Consider the following 19,515-nt stretch of genomic DNA (forward strand, 5'->3'; position numbering starts at 1 on the left):
CTCGGCTCCTCAGCGGTCTTCCCGGTAGAACCGGTGCTCGGGTGGATTGTACCAGTCGTCGAGGGATTCGGGGACGCGGGCGTACCAGCCCAGCCGGCGCTTCAACACCTCGCTCGCCGCCGCCACCCGGGCCGTGCCGAGCTGCTTCACGTGGTCGATCTGCGGCTTGAAGAAGGGCGGGGTGAAGGTCAGGGTGAGCGCCCGCCGGATGCTGTCCGACCGGTTGGCGCCGGCGGCATGCAGCAGCCGCGAATCGAACAGCAGGAGGCTGCCGACCGGCGCCTCGTAGGTCGCCACCCGCTGCTCGCCCGCCACCCGGTCGACCACCCGGTGCGAGCCGAGATCGAGCAGGGTGCCGCCATTCTCCGCGGTGAAGGGGTCGAGGGTGATCAGCATGTTGATCATCAGCCGCAGATCGTCGCCAGGGGAGAAGGCGCGCAGGTCGCGGTGCCAGCGGTGCAGGTATTCGCCGCCGGCGGTCGGCCGGTTCATCAGCCCGCCGAAGGAATTCAGGATGAAGCTGCCGCCCAGGAAGGTCTCGATCAGCCCGGCGGCCGGCAGCGCTTCAAGGAAGTCCTCGAAACCGGAGTCGGCGCCGAGCACGTGATGGGCGATCCCGGAGCCGGAGGTTGCCATCCCCTTGGCCCGCATCGTGGCGGCGGAGAGGTCGACGGCCCTGCCCAGCCCCCGCCGCAGGGTCTCGACCATGCGGTCATCGATCAGACCGTCCAGCGAGACTGCGCCGTCGCGGACCAGCGGCTCCAGCGCCTCGGACGGGTCGGTACGGCGCGCGATCGCAGGGGGCGGTGACATTGGCATCCTGTCGGTTGACGAGCTCCCATCCTAGAGCCAAATCCGACCATATTGAATCTTTTTATGATTCAATATGGTCGGTGAATTTGTCTCTAAAACAATAAGATAGAGCAGATTCACGCACGCTGACGCGATCACGACGTGATCCCGTCACCGCACGATCTGCTCTCGCACGGGACCCAGGGTCAGGCAGGTGCATCGGTCTCGCTGGTCAGCGAGGACGGCTCGATCGTCTTGAAGAACCCGGTGACGCTCTGTCCGTTCGCCGAAAGCGGCAGGATCAGCCGGACATAGCGCATCGGTGCGCCGGCGATCGGCACGAATGTCCTGCGGGCGAGGCTGGGCATGCGACTCTCCGCGATGCGCCGCAGCGAGTCGGTGACGACCTCGGCGTCGCGTTCCTCAAAGAACGCGCGGACGGTCATGCCGTGTGCCTTGAAGGCGGCCTTTTCGCCGATATAGGTGCCGACCATCCGGACGGCGGCGTCCCGTTGCGCCGGCAGGTAGTCCAAGAGCATCGTGTAGTCGAGGACCGCTTCGGGCAGTTCGGCGACATCGAGTGAGGCCGGCAGGTCGTCCCCCTGCCGCGCCGCCTTCCAGGCCGCCAGGCAGGCCGCGAGCATCGGGAAGTCCCCGATACCGTCCATGTCCAGCTCTTCCTGGCCGCTTCGGGGCGTGTCGGTCCCGGTCTGCACCGGCTGCCCGGTCTCCGCCTCGCTCACTGCATCGTCCTCGCTGCGCTGGTTATTCTGCGTGATCGTCATCCCGGCGGACCCCCTTCTTCGCATCGGTGTCCGGCGGCCGGACCGCCGTGCGCTGGCGATAGATCGCAGGATCGAACGCGCCGAACCGGATGGTGATCAGTCGGTGCAGGTTCTCGATATCGCCTATTCTCAGATCGGCGGCGGCTTTGCCCATCTCGTTCCAGCTCCGCAGCGCCGGAGCGAGATCCAGCGTCCAGGCCCGCAGCTCGTTGATCGCCGGCCACGTCTCGCGGGCGAGCTGGTCGCGATCGGCCAGGGCGCCCTTGATGTCGTTCGCGAGCATGTCCAGGGCCATCGTCCGCTTGGTCGCCCAGACGATGACATGGCGGAGCTTCAGCGCGGAGTCCCGGATCCGGTCCTGTTCGGCGAAGGCTTCCCGCTGGGTCGCCAGGGTCGCCATCTCGCCGACCATGCGCTGGCAGGCGGTCACGTCGTCGCTGAGCTGCATGGAATAGGTTGCCGCGTCCAGATGGTCCCGCAGAATCTGGACGATCCGGGGGTTGCGGCGCGTATCGACGCCGATGAGCTGGCGGGCGATCGTCTCGGCCGGGTCGCCGTCGGCCTGGGCGCCGTGGCCCGCGCTCTGGGCGCAGAGGGCTTCCAGAATGCGGCGCTCGACACGTTTCGCCGTGCGGGCATGCACGGTCCAGGACGGCCGGCCATCGACGATCTCGGTGGGGATGGGGTCGCCCGTCGCCACGGTCTCGCGGTACAGCAGCGCCGGCTCGACGCGCTGCAGCAGGGCAAGGTCGGGATGTCCGTCGGGCAGCTCCGCGGCGGCGGGAATCGTGGCGAGCGGAACGGTCGCCCGGTTGCCGCCGAAATCGAAGCGCAGCACCGGCTGCCGGTCGGCGCTGCGGACGAACACGGCGTCGCGCTGCCTCAGATAGGAGGACACGAAGCTGAACGTGCCGCCCTGCTTCGCTGCAGTACCGGTGTCCGTCGCATGCGGCATTGAACCCATGACCGTTCGGTCGCTCCCACCCTTCGTGAGCCAAGAGACATAAGTCCCTTAGAATGTCTTTAAAGAGCGTTAGCGGCGCAGCACCGGCCGGACCGCCATGGCGACGCGCCGAGGCATCCGTCTATAGTCTCGGGCGAACGGGAACCGGACCGGCAGGAGGTGACGGCATGACCACACCCTATCCCCGCGACATGGTGGGCTACGGCCGTGCGCCCATCGATCCGAAATGGCCGGGCGGCGCCCGCGTCGCGCTGCAGATCGTGATGAACTACGAGGAGGGCGGGGAGAACGCCATCCTGCACGGCGATCCGGCCTCGGAAGCCTTCCTGTCCGAGATGATCGGCGCCGCACCCTGGCCGGGGCAGCGCAACCTGAACATGGAATCGGTCTACGAGTTCGGGTCGCGCGCCGGGTTCTGGCGGATCCACCGGGAGTTCACCCGGCGCAAGCTGCCGCTGACGGTCTACGCCGTCGGCATGGCGATGGAGCGCAACGCGGAGGTCGGCCCGGCCATGGTCGAGGCGGGCTGGGAGGTGGCGAGCCACGGCTACCGCTGGATCGACTACCTGAACGTGCCGGAGGAGACCGAGCGCGAACACGTGAGGCTGGCGATCGCCGCCATCGAGCGGTCCACCGGCCAGCGCCCCGTCGGCTGGTACACCGGCCGCGGCAGCGCCAATACCCGCCGGCTCGTCGTCGAGCATGGCGGTTTCCTCTACGACAGCGACAGCTATGCCGACGAGCTGCCGTACTGGACGCACGAGTTCGGCGCTCCGCACCTGATCGTCCCCTATACCCTGGACGCCAACGACATGCGCTTCGCGGTCAGTCAGGGCTTCAATTCCGGCGACCAGTTCTTCGCCTATCTGCGGGACAGCTTCGACGTGCTCTACGCAGAGGGGGCGGACCAGCCGAAGATGATGTCGGTCGGCCTGCACTGCCGTCTGGTCGGCCGGCCGGGCCGTTTTGCCGCCCTGCAACGCTTCCTCGACCACGTGGAGAAGCACGATCGGGTATGGATCTGCCGGCGCGACGAGATCGCCCGGCACTGGCACGACAACCACAAACCGGGAGGCGCCTGATGGCGGGAGACTACAGGATCGGCGTGATGAGCGAGGCCGATGTGGCGACGGCGGTCGACTGGGCCGCCGCGGAAGGCTGGAATCCGGGCAAGGCGGATGCCGCGTGCTTCCGGGCCGTAGACCCGGACGGGTTCCTCGGCGGCTATCTGGACGGCCGGCTGATCACGTCGATCTCGGTGGTGAACTACGACCCGGCCTTCGCCTTTCTCGGCTTCTACATCGCCCACCCCGATCACCGGGGGCAGGGCTACGGCTACGCGCTCTGGCAGGCCGGCATTCGGTATGCCGGCGACCGGCTGGTGGGCCTGGACGGGGTGGTGGCCGAGCAGGAGAACTACAAGCGCTCCGGCTTCGTCCTGGCCTACCGCAACATCCGCTACGGCGGCACGGTCACGACGGTTCCGGATGCCGCGCCGGGCATCGACATCCGTACGGTGACCGAGGCCGGGCCGCAGATCGCCGCCCTGGACCGCACGGTCTTCCCGGCCGACCGATCGTCGTTCCTGGAGGACTGGTTCTCCGCGCCGGGGCATCTGGCCCGCGCGGCCTACCGCGACGGGTCCCTGGCCGGAGTCGCGGTGGCGCGGCCCTGCCGCTCCGGCTGGAAGATCGGGCCGTTGCTGGCCGACGACCGCGCGATGGCGGAGACGCTGCTGGCGGATCTGCTGCCGGCGATCGGCATGGGGGCGGAGGTCTATCTCGACACGCCGGAGCCGAACCCGGAGGCGACCGCCCTGGCCGAAGCGCTCGGGCTGACGCCGGGATTCGAGACCGCACGCATGTACACCGGCCCGGCACCCGCGCTAGACATCGCCAAAATCTATGGCGTGACGACGTTCGAGCTGGGCTGACGGCTCACGCGCGACCGGCCCGCGCTCTAAGACAATAAGATAGAGCAGAGTCACGCACGCTGACGCGATCACGAAGTGATCCCGTCAGCGCACGATCCGCTCTAGCAGACAACGGAAAGGATCATCATGTCGCTTGCCATGAATCGCGAGGTGTTCATCACCTGTGCCGTGACCGGGTCCGGTGGCACCCAGGACAAGAGTCCGCATGTGCCCCGCTCGCCGCAGCAGATCGCCGAGAGCGCGATCGACGCCGCAAAGGCCGGTGCCGCGGTCGTCCATTGCCATGTGCGCGATCCGGAGACCGGCGCGCCGAGCCGGAATCTGGCGTTGTACCGCGAGCTGACCGACCGGATCCGCGATGCCGAGGTCGACGTGGTGCTGAACCTGACCACCGGCATGGGCGGCGACCTGACCCACGGACCGGTGGAGAGCCCGCTGCCGCTGAACGAGACCGGCACGGATCTCGTCGGCGCGTCGGAGCGCATGGCCCATATCCGCGAATGCCTGCCGGAGCTCTGCACCATCGACTGCGGCACCATGAACTTCGCCGAGGCCGACTACGTCATGATGAACTCTCCCGGCATGCTCCGGGCCATGGGCTCCATGATGACCGAGCTCGGCGTGAAGCCGGAGATCGAGGCCTTCGACACCGGCCATCTCTGGCTGGCCAAGCAGCTCGTCGCCGAGGGTGTGATCACGGGTCCGGCCCTGGTGCAGCTCTGCATGGGCGTGCCCTGGGGGGCGCCGAACGACCTGCACACCTTCCTGGCCATGGTCAACGCCATCCCCGAGGGCTGGAGCTTCTCCGCCTTCTCGCTCGGCCGCGATCAGATGCCCTATGCCGCCGCCTCGGTGCTGGCCGGGGGCCATGTCCGCGTCGGGCTGGAGGACAACCTGTATCTGGAGCGCGGCGTGCTGGCGACCAATGCCCAGCTCGTGGAGAAAGCGGTCACGGTGGTGGAGAACATGGGGGCGAAGATCGTCGGCCCCGACGCGGTCCGCGCCAAGCTCGGCCTCACCAAGCGGGCGCCCGGATCGTGAGCGACCTTCCCAGGAAGGCGGCCATTCTCGGCGCCGGGGTCATCGGCTCCGGCTGGCTGGCCCGGCTGATCGACAGCGGCGTGGCCTGTTCCGTGTTCGATCCCGCGCCCAACGCCGAGGCGAAGATCGCCCCGGTGCTCGACAACGCCGAGCGGGCGGCGGCGGCCCTGATCGATGCCCCGCGGCCGGCGAAGGGGGCCTGGTCGCTGGTCGGCTCGATCGCCGAGGCGGTGGCCGGTGCCGACCTGATCGTCGAGGCGGTGCCCGAGCGGCTCGACGTCAAGCACGCGACCTACCGGGAGATCGAGGCGGCGAATACCGACGGCATCATCGCCTCGTCGACCAGCGGCTTCCGCCCGTCCGTGCTGCAGGAGGGCATGGCCCGTCCGGAGCGGCTGATCGTCGCCCACCCGTTCAACCCGGTCTATCTGCTGCCGCTGGTCGAGATCGTCGGCGGGGCGGCGACGGACAAGGCGGTGATCGATCGGGCGATGGCGCTCTACACCGAACTCGGCATGAAGCCGCTCCACCTGAAGGTGGAGATCGACGCCTTCGTCGCCGACCGGCTGATGGAGGCGCTGTGGCGCGAGGCCCTGTGGCTGGTGAAGGACGGGGTGGCGACGACGCAGGAGATCGACGACGCCATCCGCTACGGCTGCGGGTTGCGCTGGGCGCAGATGGGGACGTTCCAGACCTTCCACATCGCCGGCGGGGAGGCGGGGATGCGGCATTTCATGGAGCAGTTCGGCCCGGCGCTGGCCTGGCCCTGGACCAAGCTGATGGACGTGCCGGAGATGACCCCGGAGCTGGTCGACCGCATTGCCGAGCAGTCCGTGACCCAGGCCGACGGCCGCACGCCGCGCGACCTGGAGAAGATCCGCGACGACAATCTGGTGGCGATCCTGAAGGCCCTGCGCGGCACCGGCTGGGGGGCGGGCCAGGTGCTCGCCGACCACGAGGCACGGCTTCGGGGGAAGTGAGGATTACAGTCTCTCATAGTCGTCATCCCGGACGGCCCTGGGCCTGATCCGGGGGCGAGCAGGAACCAACTCTGAACGCCGGCAACCCGGTCCCGGCCGACCCCCGGGTCGCGCCCAGGGGTAGTCGGGATGACGGTCGTTTCTTGATGACGGGTGAGGGGCGCCCGCCGATTTTTCGCGGCGCACAATTTGAAATCCGCGGCCATCTCTGTCACCCTGTCGGCAGGTGTCGACGAGAGCCGAAACCATGGACCGAACCGACGCGTAAGCTCGATGCCTGGTCCGAACCCCCTACTGGAAGGGGAAATTCCATATGAAGTTGACCACAGATCAGACGGCTGCCGTCCAGCGGCAGACCGGTGCCGACCCGTTGCCGGAAGACAATCCGACCATGGGCCAGCTCCAGGAGATCTTCGGCGAGCACACGTTCTACGTCGCCGAGCAGGGCTTGGTGGTTCCCGAGACCACGCCTGAGGAGACTGCGCCGGAAGCCGCCGAAGACGGCTCGGTGGAGTTCATGCTCGTGGCCGTGTGGGCCGGAGAGGACAAGCAGTCCCTCCAGCCGATCGAGCCGCAGCCGACCGGCATCAAGCTGGAATTGGCGACGGCCCACTAACGGGGCGTCAATCGAAGACGACGGCGGCGGGCCTTCGCGGCTCGCCGACGGGTGGCGTGTGTCCCGAGGTTCGAAACGGGCCGGGGCACGCGGCGTATTCGTGCGTCCGGGTGAGAGAGGGAGCGGGCGGGAGGCCCCACCCTCTCTCGTACCCGGGTTCACCTTCCCTCCCTAACACACTCCCCGGCCTTGTGCCGGGGCAAGCGGGAGACGCGTGGACGGACATGAGGAAGTTTCCCGCAGGCCCAAGGCTCGGCGGGGAGCGCCCCGGCACATGGCCGGCGAGTGCTCGTTGAACTCGGGGAAAGAGGGAGTTTCCCGATCACGTGCCGCAGAACGTCGCCTTGACCTCTTCCTCCGGCATCGGCGGCGCCTCGTAGCGCTCCTGGCCCGGCTGCGTGACAAAGGGGGTCTGCAGCACCGCGCGCAGGTCGTGCAGCGGCGCCACATCGCCGCTCTCCACGGCCGCGTTCAGGGCCGCCTCGACCTGGTGATTGCGCGGGATATAGGCCGGGTTCACAGACCGCATGGCCGCCTGCCGCGCCGCATCGTCCCGTTTCTCCTCGGCGAGGCGCGCCCGCCATGTCGCCGCCCAGGCATCGAACGCCCCTGGCTCCTCGAACAGGGCCCGCACTGCCGCGTCCTCGCCTCTCCGGCGGGTCAGGTCGGACAGCCGGCGGAAGGTGAGCGTGAAGTCCGCCTTGCCCTCTTCCATCGCCGTCAGCAGGCCGTCGATCAGGTCGACATCGCCCTCGCGCACGGTCTCCAACCCGATCTTGGCGGCGAAGCGTTCGGTATGGGCCGCGCGGTAGCGGTCGGGGAAGGTGTTGATGACCTCCTGAGCGATGGCCAGCGCCTTCTCCTCGCTGTCGTCGATCAGCGGCAGCAGGCACTGGGCGAGGCAGGCGAGGTTCCAGTGGGCGATGCCAGGCTGGTTGCCATAGGCATACCGCCCGCCATGGTCGATCGAGCTGTACACCGTGCCCGGATGATAGGTGTCCATGAAGGCGCAGGGGCCGTAATCGATGGTGTCGCCGGCGACCGACATGTTGTCGGTGTTCATCACCCCGTGGATGAAGCCGACCGACATCCAGGCAGCGATCAGCGCCGCCTGCCGCCCGACCACCGCGTCGAGCAGGGCGCTGTACGGGTTCTCCGCCTGGCGCAGCTCCGGGTAATGGCGCTCGATCACGTGGTCGGCCAGCAGCCTCAGCGCGTCGGTGTCGCGCCGGGCGGCGAAGAACTGGAATGTGCCCACGCGGATATGGCTGCGGGCGACGCGGGTCAGGATGCCGCCGGGCAGGGCGCGCTCGCGGAACACCGCCTCGCCGGTGGTGACCACGGCGAGCGAGCGCGTCGTCGGAATGCCGAAGGCGGCCATCGCCTCGCTGACGATATACTCTCGCAGCACCGGACCGAGCGCGGCACGCCCGTCGCCCATGCGCGAGTACGGCGTCGGGCCGGAGCCCTTGAGCTGGATGTCGCGGCGCCCGCCGTCGCGGTCGACCACCTCGCCCAGCAAAATCGCCCGCCCGTCGCCGAGCTGCGGCACCCAGCCGCCGAACTGGTGGCCGGCATAGGCCATGGCCAGCGGCTCGGCGCCTTCCGGAATGGTATTGCCGCCGAGCACCTGGGCGCCCGCCTCGCTACGCAGGAAGGCCGGATCCAGGTTCAGCTCGCGGGCCAACTCCTCGTTCAACAGCAACAGGCGCGGCGCCTGGACCGGTGTGGGGTCCAGCTTGGTGAAGAACCGCTCCGGCAGGCGGGCGTAGGTATTGTCGAAGGGGAAACCGGCCTGATCCCCGGTCGCGTGCTGTGGGGCCGCTTCGGCCATGCCATGCTCCTTGAGCTCGGTGATGGCAAATACTTGGCCCGTCCAGGATCGGACGCAAGGCCGTGGCTTCCGTCGCTTCGACGCGGCTCCTACACTGTCCGCGAAACCAGGGAGGTCGGTCATGAAGATGAACAGTGCCGAATTGGATGCCCGCCGCGACGTCGCCGCCGCCCACCGCCTCGCCGTGCTGCACGGATTGAATGAGGGCGTGTGGAACCATATCAGCCTGATCTCGCCGGACGATTCCGACGCCATGCTGATCTCGCCCGGCCACATGCACTGGTCCCAGGTGACCGCCAGCAACCTGGCGCTGATGAACGGCAAGGGCGAGCTGATGGCCGGGGGGCCGGCGCCGATCCGGGCCGGCTGGATCATCCACTACCCGGTGCACAAGGCCCGGCCCGACGCGAAATGCGTGATCCATGTCCACGCGCCCTACATCACCGCCATGTCGATCCGCCAGGACATGCGCTTCGAGCCGCGCTCCTCGCAGCAGGCGGCGCGGTTCCACGACGACGTTGTCTATTACGAGGTCTATGACGGCGTGCTGGCCGACGAGGACGAGGGCAAGCGCATGGCCGACACGCTGGGCGATAAGCGTCTGCTGATGCTGCGCAACCACGGCGCCCTGATCGCCACCGACAGTGTGGCCAAGGCCTATCTCGACGTCTATCAGCTCGAGCGCGCCTGCATGTACCAGCTCCTGGCGACGGCGGGCGGCGGCGAGATGGCGCTGATCCCGGAGGATGTCTGCGCCGAGATGGGCAACCTGGCGCGTAAGGGTCAGGGCCTCGGCCATTGGGAGGGCTTCAAGCGCTGGGTCGACGCCGAGCAGCCGGACTACGCGCACTGAGCGTGCAGAGGAGGGGAAGATGACGGCGTCCTGGTCGATCGGCGGCGAGTATATGGAGAGCTGCAACTGCGACTATCTCTGCCCCTGCATCTACACCAATCCTCAGGGCGAGGTGACGCACGATCACTGCATCGCCCTGATGGTCTACCGGATCGACACGGGGAGTTACGGCGACGTCTCCCTGGCGGGACTGAAATTCGCCCTGGTGATCCATTCCAACAAGGTGATGGCCGACGGCGACTGGATCTTCGCCTGCGTGGCCGACGAGGGCGCCGACGACAACCAACGCGCCGCCCTGACCGAGATCCTGTCCGGCCGGGCCGGCGGCCGACCGGCGATGATCCACGACAATCTCGTGGGCGAGTTCCGCGGCATCGCCTTCGCGCCGATCTCCTTCGAGATGGACGGGCTCGGCCGGTCGACCGATGCGGGGCTGTTCTCCTTCGCCATCAGCGGCGTGGCCTCGCGCACCGGCAACGGCGAAGTGATCTCCATCGACAACGTGTCCCACCCGGCGAACTCCCGGCTTGCCCTGGCGCGGACCCGCGAGATGCACCTGCATGGGTTCGGGCTCGATCTGGACCTGTCCGGCATCGGCAATAACGGCCATTTCGCCCCCTTCGCCTGGAGCAACTGACCGGCCATGTCGGTGCCGACCAGCCTGGAGGCAGCCGTCGCCCGCGACCGGCGGCTGGTTATGGCGGCGATCGTCGTCCTGACGGCGCTGAGCTGGGCCTATCTGGTGTCGATGGCCCGGGACATGGGGGGCGGCATGAACGCCGGCATGGCCATGCCGATGGGACCGGCGGCCTGGACCTCCGGCTATGCCGCGATGATGCTGGTGATGTGGGTGGTGATGATGGCCGGCATGATGCTTCCCAGCGCCATGCCGATGATCCTGACCGTTGCGACCATCGGCCGTCGCCGCCGGGCACGCGGTCAGCCGCATGTCGCGACCGCGGTGTTCGTCGCCGGCTATCTGATCGCCTGGGGCGGATTCAGCGTCGCCGCCACCGCCGCGCAATGGGGGCTGGAGCAGGCCGCCCTGCTGTCGCCGATGATGGTGTCCACCAGCCCGGTCTTCGGCGGGCTGCTGCTGATCGCCGCCGGGCTCTATCAGGTCACGCCGCTCAAGCATGCCTGCCTGCGCCATTGCCGCTCGCCCTTCGACTTCGTGCTGAACCGATGGCGCGACGGGGCGGCGGGGGCGTTGCGCATGGGGGTGGAGCACGGGCTGTACTGCCTGGGCTGCTGCTTGGTGGCGATGGTGTTGCTGTTCGTATTCGGCGTGATGAACCTGCTGTGGATCGCCGCGCTGGCGATCCTGGTGCTGCTGGAGAAGGTGGTGCCGGGCGGGCATCGGATCGCCTGGGCATTCGGTGGCTTGATGGTAGGCGGCGGCGTGTGGATGCTCGCGTCCTGACGCGCCGGCCGTTAGTCTGCCCTCCCTGATCGACCAACCCCAAGAGGCTCCCGAATGCCCCAGGAAACGCCCTATACCGGTATCTTCCCCATCGTTCCCACGCCGTTCCATGACGACGGGTCGCTCGATCTCGACGGGCAGAAGCGGGTACTCGACTGCATGATCGACCAGGACGTCGACGGGCTGTGCATCCTGGCGAACTATTCCGAGCAGTTCCTGCTCTCCGATGCCGAGCGCGAGACCCTGCAGACCCTGTGCATGGAGCATGTGGCGGGGCGCGTGCCGGTGATCGCCACCTGCAGCCATTTCTCCACCCAGGTGGCGGCGGCGCGCTGCAAGCGGGCGCAGGAGCAGGGCGCGGCGATGGTGATGATGATGCCGCCCTATCACGGTGCATTGCTGAAGGCCGGCGACCAGGGGGTGTTCGAGCATTTCGCCGCGCTGTCACAGGCGATCGACATCCCGATCATGATCCAGGACGCGCCGCTGAGCGGCACCAACCTGTCGGTGCCGCTGCTGGGGCGGATCGCCAAGGAGCTGGGCAATGTCAGCTACTTCAAGATCGAGATGCCGGGCACGGCGGGCAAGCTGCGCGCCCTGATCGAGGCGGCGGGCGATCACATCGACGGACCGTTCGACGGCGAGGAGGGCATCACCCTGATGGCCGATCTCGATGCCGGGGCGACCGGAACCATGACCAGTGGCCTCGCCTGCGAGCAGATCCGGCCGATCGTGATGGATTTCCTGGCCGGCGACCGCGCCAAGGCCGAGGCGCAGTACAATCGCATGCTGCCGCTGATCAATTTCGAGAACCGCCAGTGCGGGCTGCGAGCCTGCAAGACGGTGATGCAGGCGGGCGGGGTGATCAAGTCGGACGCGGTCCGCCACCCGCTGGAGCCGCTCCCGGCGCCGACGCGCGAGGCGCTGCTGACCATGGCGAACGATCTGGACCTGATCGCGGCGCGCTGGGGGAAATAAGCCTCTTTCTCTCCCGTCTCCCCGGCCTTGTGCCGGGGCCTAGGGCGACGCTTGCTGGAGCGTCGGCGGATAATTCCCGAGCGCTCCAGCCATCCCTTTTCTGGATCCCGGCGCAAGGCCGGGAAGACGGGGAGAGGTGGGAACTATCCCACCATCCCCAACTCCCGCGCCTGGATCTGCAGCGCCAAGTATTTCGAATACACCCGGCACTGGGAGAACGCCCCGCCGGTGAACCAGAGTCCCGGCTGGCCCGTCGCCATCCACATGTTACGCAGCTCCTGGGTGTCCGGGTCGAAGTTCCAGACCGGCCCGGCCCGCTCGGCGATCTCCTCGCCGAACAGCAGGCGCACCATGTGGTCCTGGTTCTTGTAGCCGGTCGCCAGCACCACCAGCTCGGCCGGTCGTTCCCCGCCCGATCTCATCGCCACCCCGCCGGGGGTGAAGCGGTCGATATCGGCGTACTGGATCAGATCTATCTTCCCCGCCGCGATCAGCTCCGAGCAGCCGACGTTGAAGTAATACCCGCCGCCCCGGGTGCGGTACTTCAGCGGCCAGCCGGTCCCGTCCTCGCCGAAATCGAGCCGGAACCCGGCCTTCTCCAGCCCGTCGAGAAGCGGTTTGTCCAGCTCCTTCACCCGGTCGGTGATCTCCTTATGCGCCGCCTTCATCAGGGCGAGCGGGACCGACAGGGTGATCAGGTCGCGGTCGTCGCGCGACGGGCCGGGGCCGAGGAACACGCCGTCATAGAGCTGGGCGCTCGGCTCGATGTTGACCACCAGCGTGGGGCTGCGCTGGACCATGGTGACCTGCGCCCCGTTGCCCTGCAGGTCCTGGGCGATGTCATGGGCGCTGGTGCCGGTGCCGAAGACCATCACCGGCCGGTCGCGCCACTGCGCCCCGTCGCCGAACCGGCTGGAATGCAGCACCGTCCCCTGGAAGTTCTCCAGGGTCGGGATGTCAGGGATGCTGGGCGTACCGCTGATGCTGGTCGCCATGATGATGTGGCGCGGGCGCATCTCGCGGGTGCTGCCGTCGGCCAGGGTCAGCCGGGCGGTCCAGCATTGCGCCGCCTCGTCCCATGCTGCCCCGTCGAAGCTGGTGCGGGTCCAGAAGTTGATCGCCATCACGCCGACATAGAATTCGAGCCAGTCGGCGATCAGGTCCTTGGGGATGTAGGAGGGAAAGGTCTCCGGGAACGGCAGGTAGGGCAGATGATTGCTGTGCAGCGTGTTGTGCAGTTTCAGCCCGTGATAGCGCAGGCGCCAGTTGTCGCCGATCCGCGCCATCCTATCCACGATCAGGGTGTCGATGCCGAGCTGGCCGAGCCGGGCCGCCGCGGTGATCCCGCCATGGCCGCCGCCGATCACCAGCACCGCCGGGTCGCGGTCGGCATAGGCGGCGCTCTCCCGCCGCTTGTCGGCCCAGTTCGGGCCGTGGAAGGCGCGGGACACCGCCGGCTCGTCCCGGGCGGCGCGCAGGGTCTCCTCCTCGTGGCCGCGGATCGCCTCCAGGGTGGTGAGCAGGGTCCAGGCCTTCTGCGCGCCGACCGCCATGCGCAGCAGGCCGGCGCAGCGTCCGATATCGGTCTGGAAGCTGAGAAACGCCTCCACCACCTCGGCACCGGCACGTCGGACCGTGCGGGGCGGACAGCGCTCCGGGTCGATCGCCACATCGCGCAGGCCCCGCTGCGCCGCCAACGCGGTCAGGTCGGCGGCGAGCGTGTCTCGTCCGCTTGTGGTCTTCAGCGTCCAGGTCAGGGCCAGCGTGTCGCGCCAGTGGCTGTCGGCCTCGAACAGGTCCGCCACCGCCTCGGCGGTGCCGGTGGCGAGGGCGACGTTGAAATCCTCGACCCAGCGCAGGGCGGCGCGTTCCGGCGTTCGGTAGACGGCGGCGTCCATGTCAGCCGAGTTCTCCAAGCGCGGGGCGGCGGGCGATCTGTTCCACCGTGGGATCGCCGGTGCGGCCATAGGCCCACCAGACCCCGAAGCCGAGCAGGGCGCGCACCCGGTCGGAGGCCGCCTCGTACATCGCGTCGCTGAGCCCCACGGTGTAGTTCTCCTGCGGTCGGAACTGCGGCCCGCAGAAGGTGACCAGCAGGCCCCAGCGGTCGGTGTTGCCGGAATTGGCGCCGGTGCCGTGCCAGATCCGTCCGTCGGTGATGACGGCGGTGCCGGCCGGTCCCTCGGCGGCGATCGTCTCGATATCGCCGTCCAGCTCCGGATCCGGATGGCGGCCCCAGAGGTGGCTGCCCGGCACGATCCGGGTGCCGCCGTTGGTCTCGGTGAAGTCGTTCAGCATGACGATCACCTGGGCGCAGGCGGCCGGCGCGATCATCGGCGGCACGTCGTCGGGGGCCAGATTCGGGTCGCGGTCGAAGGTGGTCCGGTTGGTCGAGCCGATCGGCAGCGGCCGGCGGTCGGGTCGATGCGGGATCGGTGCCCACCACTGGTCGGTGTGCAGGTTCATCGGCACGCTGCCCGGCCGCGCGATGTTGGCGTTGAAGGCGGAGAGCTGGAACGCATCGCCGAGCACATGGCCGACGAGATCCAGGACCGGTTCGCGCTCCAGCACCTCGTGATAGACCGCGCCCTTGTTGGCCAGCATCCAGACCCGCTGGTTCACACCGCCGTTGCGGGCCTTGAACGCGTCGGCGCGGATCCGGCCCTGCGCGTCGCGGAAAGCGCCCCATTGCTGGTCGGCGCCGCCATCCTCGAAGGCATGGTCGAGCTGTTTCTCCGCGTCCGCCTGGGCCTGAGTGCGGGCGCGCACCCGGCCAAGCAGCGGCTCCGGCACCGCGTCCTGCAGCAGGCAGTATCCGAAACGGTCGATATCGGCGCGCGCCCGATCCAGGTCCGTCGTCGGCCTGGGTAGATCGCGGCGGTCGACGGATTTCGTGATCGCAACAGTCACGGCAGCCTCCCTCGGGTTCCGCCGGTCTTGTTTTTGGCCCGCCTGTTCGCGGCGGGTTTGGCGACCGGTCGGTGTGCTTTATGATGCGCGAAGCGTAGGGGCTGCGCGAACCGGACGGCAAGATACCGAATACGGACGGGACGGCTCAGAATCGTTGTCCTGCGGGACCCCAGGGGCTATGGGAGTGGCCCTGCAGCACGCGACAGTCACGGGAGGATCGGACCATGACGGGCGACGGGTATGCCGGCGACGTAACCAGCGTCGAGGCGATGGAGATTCTGAGAAACACCGCCGGCGCGGTGCTGCTGGACGTGCGGACCGACGCAGAGTGGACGTTTGTCGGCCGTCCGGATCTGAGCAGCCTCGGCCGGGAGCCGGTGCTGATCTCCTGGCAGACCTTCCCGGGCATGGCGCCGAACGGCGGCTTCGTCGAGGCGGTCCGCCGGTCGATCCAGGCGAAGGACGTGCCGGTTCTGGTGATGTGCCGGTCGGGCCAGCGCTCCAAGAGTGCCGCCATCGCGCTGACCGAGGCCGGCTACGGCGACTGCCGCAACATCTCCGACGGTTTCGAAGGACCAAAGGACGAGGACGGCCACCGCAACACCGTGGCGGGCTGGCGGGCCAACGGCCTGCCCTGGCAGCAGGGCTGAGAGGGAGGCACCATGGCCGACCGCAAGATCTATCGACTGCTCACCGGGGCCGACGACGCCGCATTCTGCGTGCGGGTCGGCGACGCGCTGAAGGAGGGCTACGTCCTCTACGGCTCGCCCGGCATCACCCACGGACCCGACGGCGTGATCGTCTCCCAGGCGGTCGTGCTGCCGGAATACCTGCCGCCTCTTCCCAAGGAGACGCCCGCGTGACTTCCGACACGAACGGCTGGCGCCAAGCGACCCGTCTGGTGCGCACCGGCTTGGCGCGCAGCCCGAACAACGAGACCGCCGAGGCGCTCTACCTGAACTCCGGCTTCGTCTTCAATTCGGCCGCCGAGGCCGAGGCGGCGTTCAAGGGCGAGAACGACGTCTACATGTACTCGCGCTACGGCAACCCGACGGTCACCACCTTCGAGGAGCGCCTCGCGGCCCTGGAAGGGGCGGAGATGTGCCGGGCGACGGCGACCGGCATGGCGGCGATCTTCTCGGCCCTGGCCTGTCAGCTCAAGAGCGGCGACCGGGTCGTCGCCGCCCGCGAGCTGTTCGGCGCCTGCCACCACATCGTTGCCAAGATCCTCCCGAAATGGGGCGTGGAAACGCAGTTCGTGAAGGGCACCGACCTGGAGGCCTGGAAGGCCGCCCTGTCGACGCCGGCCAATGCCGTGCTGCTGGAAAGCCCGTCGAACCCGATGCTCGACCTGGTGGATATCGCCGCCGTTTCCGAGCTGGCCCACGCCGCCGGGGCGAAGGTGATCGTCGACAATGTCTTCGCCACCCCGCTGTTCCAGAGCCCGCTGGACCTCGGCGCCGACATCGTCGTCTATTCGGCCACCAAGCATATCGACGGCCATGGCCGCTGCCTCGGTGGTGCTGTGCTGGGCTCGGCGGCCTGGATGAACGAGCATTTCATTCCGTTCTACCGCAATACCGGCCCGTCCATGAGCCCGTTCAACGCCTGGGTCATGGCCAAGTCGCTGGAGACCCTGGAACTGCGCGTGGAGCGGATGAGCGCCACGGCGGCCAAGGTCGCCGACTGGCTCGCCGGGCAGAGCCAAGTGCTGCAGGTACGCTATCCCGGCCGCAGCGACCATCCGCAGCACGACCTGGCCAAGCGGCAGATGCGCGGCTTCGGCAGCCTTGTGGCGATGGAGGTCGCGGGTGGCAAGACGGCGGCCTTCAAGGTGCTGGACAGCCTGAAGGTCATCGACCTGTCGAACAATCTCGGCGACGCCAAGTCGCTGGCCTGCCATCCGTCGACCACGACCCATGCCAAGGTCCCGGTCGAGGAGAAGCTGGACTGCGGCATCACCGACGGGTCGATCCGGCTGTCTGTCGGTCTTGAACACCCCGACGACCTGACCGAGGATCTGGCGCAAGCCCTGGCGGCGGCCTCCTGACCTTTCGAGGGGCGCCCGACCCGGGCGCTCACGGAGGGGAACGGCCATGCTCGAGTTGAAGAACCACGCCCTGGACAAACTGCGCGCCGGCGAGCTGTCGCTCGGCGTCGGCCTGCGCCAGGCGCGCACCGTCGATATCGGCAAGGCGATGAAGACGGCCGGGTTCGACTGGCTGTTCATCGACATGGAGCACAACTCCATGGACGTGGACACTGCGGTGCAGATCTGTGTCGCGGCCCAGGACGCCGGCATCACACCGATCGTCCGGGTGCCTGGCTTCCAGCATTTCCACGCCACCCGGGTGCTCGACGGCGGTGCCCAGGGCATCGTCGTGCCCCATGTGGACGACGCGGAGACGGCGGCTCAGATGGTGTCCAACATGCGCTATCCGCCGCTGGGCCACCGTTCGGTCACCGGCGCCTTGCCGCAGCTCGATTTCGAGGGCCATCCGGTGGCTGACACCGCCGAGGCGGTGAACCGCGAGACCCTGCTGGTGGTGATGCTGGAGACGCCGACGGCGATCGCCAACGCCCATGAGATCGCTGCCGTGCCCGGGGTCGACGCCCTGCTGATCGGCACCAGCGACCTGACCATGGAGATGGGCATCCCCGGACAGCCGGAGCATCCGGACGTGATCCGGGCCTACGAGACGATGCTCGACGCCTGCCGGACCCACGGGAAGTTCGCGGGCATGGGCGGGATCTACGATCCGCCGGTCATGCAGCGCTATGTGGAGATGGGGGTGCTCATGGTCCTAGCCGGAAGCGATCTGGCGTTCCTGATGGCCGGGGCGCGGGCACGCGCGAAGGAAGTCCGCGGCCTGCTGTAGCCGTGCGGAGAAGAGGCGGCCGATCGCGGCCGGCCGCCTCGGTCGGTCTCAGAATTCCAGCGTGATGCCGGTGACGACGGCCCAGCCCTCGTTGTCGGCGCCGCTGTCTGCCTCGAACTCGCTGCGGAAGATCGAGCCCAGCACGGTCACGCCCGGGCCGAGGTCGTAGGCGCCGGACAGCATGATCGTGTTGTGATCGCTGTCGCCGGCGGTGGCGACGCTGTCCTCGACCGAACCCTGGTAGTAGGACAGGGACACCGAGGCATCGCCGAAAGCATAGGCCACGCCGATGTCGAAGCCGTCGCCGTCGAACGACGTCGCGGTATCGGTCCCGCCGCCCGGGTTGCCCTGGGTGTTGGCGTAGGACCCGCCGACGGTGAAGCCGGCATAGGTCAGGTTGGCGCCGAAGCTGTAGCCCTCGGCGTCGTTGCCGGCGGCGCCCACGCTGTCCGGCTTGTCGGCGAACAGGTACCCGGCGGCCACGGCCACTTCGACTCCACCGAATTCCTCGACGAAGTTGGCGCCGAACGCGATGCCGTCGCTGTAGAGGTCGCCGGCCGGCTGCACGTTGTTGTCGCGCTCGAATTCGGGAATGTAGGACACACCGAACTGGAAGCCGGAGAAGCGCGGCGTGAAGTAGTTGATCTTAGAGGCCTGGTCTTCGCCCAAATACAGATAGGTGGACTGGAAGGCGGAATCCGCATCGCCGCCGGACAGGTTGACCACCCAGTCGGAGATGTCGCTGTCGTTGATGCCGTAGCCCACGTCCGGGGCCGAATAGTGCATCAGGGCCGCGACCGTGTCGGTCTGGCCGATCTCGAGCCGACCGGCGCTGCTCTCGACATAGAGAATCGAGCCGTCGATCTGGTCGCCGCCCGAGGACATGGCGTCGAGGCCGACTTCCATGCCGAAGGACAGGCCGTTGTCGAGGGTGATCTCGCCGCCGAAGACGATAGTGCCGTCGGTCTTTACGTCGAACCCGGTGAAGTCGCCGCTGTTCGTGTCGTTATCGACATAGCCGAAATACTGGGTGTACTCGCCGCCGATCTCGACGGAGAGCTTTTCCGCCGCGCCGGCGGACGGTGCCAGGGCAAATGTTGCGAGCACCGATGCGGCGATGCCGACCGGCCGCCACCGTACCAAGCCAAATGGTTGGTTCATGGTTCCCCCCTCCAGAGGGTCAACAAACTGATGCGAACAGATCGCGGGTTGCGGACGCCGTTGCAAATGAGTTGCAACGGCAAAATGTACTCTGACTTTAGGTCAGTGTCTCTGTCTCTATAATAGCAATGTTATAACATTGCAATTTGGGACTCCACCCCGATATGGATGCGCAGCCGACGGCCCCGCCCCCCGGTGCAGACGCCGCGCTGAGCGGGCCTGATGGGTGCTTGATGTATGGATGTGTCGTCCGTTTGACCTGTTGGGTTTTTCGCTGCTTCGGCCATCGGTCTCCTACAAATTGTTGGTCCGGTACGGATTAATGCGAATCATTCGCATTTTGTTATTGCAATTGCGAATGGCTTG

The 19,515-nt window shown here is 67.8% G+C and carries 20 protein-coding genes; 13 read left to right on the forward strand and 7 right to left on the reverse strand.

Translation table 11 applies throughout. The features are described from left to right. Nucleotides 1-9: 9 nt before the first annotated feature. The 3 genes from BLS34_RS07850 to BLS34_RS07860 all read right to left on the reverse strand — a co-directional run bounded on the left by BLS34_RS07850 (nt 10) and on the right by BLS34_RS07860 (nt 2,541). Nucleotides 10-813, reverse strand: a complete 804-nt coding sequence (locus BLS34_RS07850; protein WP_175474147.1) for a phytanoyl-CoA dioxygenase family protein — start codon at nt 811-813, stop codon at nt 10-12. Between the two features lie 185 nt (nt 814-998). Then, entirely contained in the window at nt 999-1,577 is a 579-nt protein-coding gene (locus BLS34_RS07855) for a PAS domain-containing protein (RefSeq protein WP_028793297.1), read from the reverse strand. Continuing rightward, a complete protein-coding gene (locus BLS34_RS07860) occupies nt 1,558-2,541 on the reverse strand; it encodes a hypothetical protein (RefSeq protein WP_139189158.1) in 984 nt (327 codons plus the stop codon). Before BLS34_RS07860 ends, BLS34_RS07855 begins: the two co-directional genes overlap by 20 nt. 167 nt (nt 2,542-2,708) lie before the next feature. Between BLS34_RS07860 and puuE the strand changes: the two genes are divergently transcribed. From puuE to BLS34_RS07885, 5 genes are all read left to right on the forward strand, one after another. Next, nucleotides 2,709-3,623, forward strand: a complete 915-nt coding sequence (gene puuE / locus BLS34_RS07865; RefSeq protein ID WP_093149442.1) for an allantoinase PuuE — start codon at nt 2,709-2,711, stop codon at nt 3,621-3,623. Further along, nucleotides 3,623-4,474, forward strand: coding sequence for a GNAT family N-acetyltransferase (locus tag BLS34_RS07870; protein WP_215906063.1), 852 nt, complete (start codon nt 3,623-3,625; stop codon nt 4,472-4,474). The genes puuE and BLS34_RS07870 overlap by 1 nt, the downstream gene beginning before the upstream one ends. 126 nt (nt 4,475-4,600) lie before the next feature. Next, nucleotides 4,601-5,515, forward strand: a complete 915-nt coding sequence (gene bcoG, locus BLS34_RS07875; protein ID WP_093149444.1) for a 3-dehydrocarnitine:acetyl-CoA trimethylamine transferase BcoG — start codon at nt 4,601-4,603, stop codon at nt 5,513-5,515. Next, nucleotides 5,512-6,495: a 3-hydroxyacyl-CoA dehydrogenase NAD-binding domain-containing protein gene (locus BLS34_RS07880; RefSeq protein WP_093149446.1), complete on the forward strand. Its 984-nt coding sequence runs from the start codon at nt 5,512-5,514 to the stop codon at nt 6,493-6,495. The genes bcoG and BLS34_RS07880 overlap by 4 nt, the downstream gene beginning before the upstream one ends. Nucleotides 6,496-6,808: 313 nt before the next feature. Continuing rightward, nucleotides 6,809-7,111, forward strand: coding sequence for a hypothetical protein (locus BLS34_RS07885; RefSeq protein ID WP_028793302.1), 303 nt, complete (start codon nt 6,809-6,811; stop codon nt 7,109-7,111). A gap of 322 nt (nt 7,112-7,433) precedes the next feature. Here the strand turns inward: BLS34_RS07885 and BLS34_RS07890 are convergent, their stop codons facing one another. Beyond that, nucleotides 7,434-8,945: a protein adenylyltransferase SelO gene (locus BLS34_RS07890; protein ID WP_093149448.1), complete on the reverse strand. Its 1,512-nt coding sequence runs from the start codon at nt 8,943-8,945 to the stop codon at nt 7,434-7,436. A gap of 121 nt (nt 8,946-9,066) precedes the next feature. Here BLS34_RS07890 and BLS34_RS07895 point away from each other — a divergent pair, with 121 nt between their 5' ends. Genes BLS34_RS07895 through BLS34_RS07910 form a run of 4 tightly spaced genes read left to right on the forward strand, consistent with a single transcriptional unit; the run spans nt 9,067 to nt 12,199 of the window. Further along, nucleotides 9,067-9,798, forward strand: a complete 732-nt coding sequence (locus BLS34_RS07895) for a class II aldolase/adducin family protein (RefSeq protein ID WP_028793303.1) — start codon at nt 9,067-9,069, stop codon at nt 9,796-9,798. A 19-nt stretch (nt 9,799-9,817) separates the two neighbouring features. Beyond that, the gene (locus BLS34_RS07900; RefSeq protein WP_175474148.1) at nt 9,818-10,435 is read left to right on the forward strand and encodes a DUF1326 domain-containing protein; all 618 of its coding nucleotides are present in this window, start codon (nt 9,818-9,820) and stop codon (nt 10,433-10,435) included. 6 nt (nt 10,436-10,441) lie between these two features. Then, nucleotides 10,442-11,221: a DUF2182 domain-containing protein gene (locus tag BLS34_RS07905; RefSeq protein ID WP_093149454.1), complete on the forward strand. Its 780-nt coding sequence runs from the start codon at nt 10,442-10,444 to the stop codon at nt 11,219-11,221. Nucleotides 11,222-11,275: 54 nt separating this feature from the next. After that, nucleotides 11,276-12,199 carry a dihydrodipicolinate synthase family protein gene (locus BLS34_RS07910; RefSeq protein WP_093149456.1) on the forward strand — a complete coding sequence of 308 codons (924 nt, stop codon included), beginning with the start codon at nt 11,276-11,278 and terminating at the stop codon, nt 12,197-12,199. 143 nt (nt 12,200-12,342) lie between these two features. Here the strand turns inward: BLS34_RS07910 and BLS34_RS07915 are convergent, their stop codons facing one another. Together BLS34_RS07915 and BLS34_RS07920 are read right to left on the reverse strand one after the other, a co-directional pair. Beyond that, nucleotides 12,343-14,097, reverse strand: a complete 1,755-nt coding sequence (locus BLS34_RS07915) for a flavin-containing monooxygenase (protein WP_093149457.1) — start codon at nt 14,095-14,097, stop codon at nt 12,343-12,345. Between the two features lies 1 nt (nt 14,098). Beyond that, the gene (locus tag BLS34_RS07920; RefSeq protein ID WP_215906064.1) at nt 14,099-15,109 is read right to left on the reverse strand and encodes a phytanoyl-CoA dioxygenase family protein; all 1,011 of its coding nucleotides are present in this window, start codon (nt 15,107-15,109) and stop codon (nt 14,099-14,101) included. Nucleotides 15,110-15,333: 224 nt separating this feature from the next. Here BLS34_RS07920 and BLS34_RS07925 point away from each other — a divergent pair, with 224 nt between their 5' ends. The 4 genes from BLS34_RS07925 to BLS34_RS07940 are packed head-to-tail and all read left to right on the forward strand — an operon-like array spanning nt 15,334 to nt 17,988. After that, nucleotides 15,334-15,759: a rhodanese-like domain-containing protein gene (locus BLS34_RS07925; RefSeq protein ID WP_028793309.1), complete on the forward strand. Its 426-nt coding sequence runs from the start codon at nt 15,334-15,336 to the stop codon at nt 15,757-15,759. A 12-nt stretch (nt 15,760-15,771) separates the two neighbouring features. After that, nucleotides 15,772-15,972 carry a DUF1737 domain-containing protein gene (locus BLS34_RS07930; RefSeq protein WP_038013644.1) on the forward strand — a complete coding sequence of 67 codons (201 nt, stop codon included), beginning with the start codon at nt 15,772-15,774 and terminating at the stop codon, nt 15,970-15,972. Further along, the gene (gene metZ, locus BLS34_RS07935) at nt 15,969-17,159 is read left to right on the forward strand and encodes an O-succinylhomoserine sulfhydrylase (protein WP_093149459.1); all 1,191 of its coding nucleotides are present in this window, start codon (nt 15,969-15,971) and stop codon (nt 17,157-17,159) included. Before BLS34_RS07930 ends, metZ begins: the two co-directional genes overlap by 4 nt. Nucleotides 17,160-17,205: 46 nt before the next feature. Further along, complete coding sequence (locus BLS34_RS07940; RefSeq protein WP_093149460.1) at nt 17,206-17,988, forward strand: HpcH/HpaI aldolase family protein; 783 nt, start codon at nt 17,206-17,208, stop codon at nt 17,986-17,988. 48 nt (nt 17,989-18,036) lie between these two features. On the opposite strand, the gene BLS34_RS07945 is transcribed toward BLS34_RS07940, so the two are convergent. Continuing rightward, nucleotides 18,037-19,149, reverse strand: a complete 1,113-nt coding sequence (locus tag BLS34_RS07945) for a porin (RefSeq protein ID WP_093149462.1) — start codon at nt 19,147-19,149, stop codon at nt 18,037-18,039. Between the last annotated feature and the right edge of the window lie 366 nt (nt 19,150-19,515).

This window comes from Thalassobaculum litoreum DSM 18839 (genome assembly GCF_900102465.1).
GTDB classification, from domain to species: Bacteria; Pseudomonadota; Alphaproteobacteria; order Thalassobaculales; family Thalassobaculaceae; genus Thalassobaculum; species Thalassobaculum litoreum.

Excerpts from the sequence above, each read along its gene's own strand:
- BLS34_RS07850 (WP_175474147.1), bottom strand. The coding sequence starts at position 813 with ATGTCACCGCCCCCTGCGATCGCGCGCCGTACCGACCCGTCCGAGGCG.
- BLS34_RS07855 (WP_028793297.1), bottom strand. The coding sequence starts at position 1,577 with ATGACGATCACGCAGAATAACCAGCGCAGCGAGGACGATGCAGTGAGC.
- BLS34_RS07860 (WP_139189158.1), bottom strand. The coding sequence starts at position 2,541 with ATGGGTTCAATGCCGCATGCGACGGACACCGGTACTGCAGCGAAGCAG.
- puuE (WP_093149442.1), top strand. The coding sequence starts at position 2,709 with ATGACCACACCCTATCCCCGCGACATGGTGGGCTACGGCCGTGCGCCC.
- BLS34_RS07870 (WP_215906063.1), top strand. The coding sequence starts at position 3,623 with ATGGCGGGAGACTACAGGATCGGCGTGATGAGCGAGGCCGATGTGGCG.
- bcoG (WP_093149444.1), top strand. The coding sequence starts at position 4,601 with ATGTCGCTTGCCATGAATCGCGAGGTGTTCATCACCTGTGCCGTGACC.
- BLS34_RS07885 (WP_028793302.1), top strand. The coding sequence starts at position 6,809 with ATGAAGTTGACCACAGATCAGACGGCTGCCGTCCAGCGGCAGACCGGT.
- BLS34_RS07890 (WP_093149448.1), bottom strand. The coding sequence starts at position 8,945 with ATGGCCGAAGCGGCCCCACAGCACGCGACCGGGGATCAGGCCGGTTTC.
- BLS34_RS07895 (WP_028793303.1), top strand. The coding sequence starts at position 9,067 with ATGAAGATGAACAGTGCCGAATTGGATGCCCGCCGCGACGTCGCCGCC.
- BLS34_RS07900 (WP_175474148.1), top strand. The coding sequence starts at position 9,818 with ATGACGGCGTCCTGGTCGATCGGCGGCGAGTATATGGAGAGCTGCAAC.
- BLS34_RS07905 (WP_093149454.1), top strand. The coding sequence starts at position 10,442 with ATGTCGGTGCCGACCAGCCTGGAGGCAGCCGTCGCCCGCGACCGGCGG.
- BLS34_RS07910 (WP_093149456.1), top strand. The coding sequence starts at position 11,276 with ATGCCCCAGGAAACGCCCTATACCGGTATCTTCCCCATCGTTCCCACG.
- BLS34_RS07915 (WP_093149457.1), bottom strand. The coding sequence starts at position 14,097 with ATGGACGCCGCCGTCTACCGAACGCCGGAACGCGCCGCCCTGCGCTGG.
- BLS34_RS07925 (WP_028793309.1), top strand. The coding sequence starts at position 15,334 with ATGACGGGCGACGGGTATGCCGGCGACGTAACCAGCGTCGAGGCGATG.
- BLS34_RS07930 (WP_038013644.1), top strand. The coding sequence starts at position 15,772 with ATGGCCGACCGCAAGATCTATCGACTGCTCACCGGGGCCGACGACGCC.
- BLS34_RS07940 (WP_093149460.1), top strand. The coding sequence starts at position 17,206 with ATGCTCGAGTTGAAGAACCACGCCCTGGACAAACTGCGCGCCGGCGAG.
- BLS34_RS07945 (WP_093149462.1), bottom strand. The coding sequence starts at position 19,149 with ATGAACCAACCATTTGGCTTGGTACGGTGGCGGCCGGTCGGCATCGCC.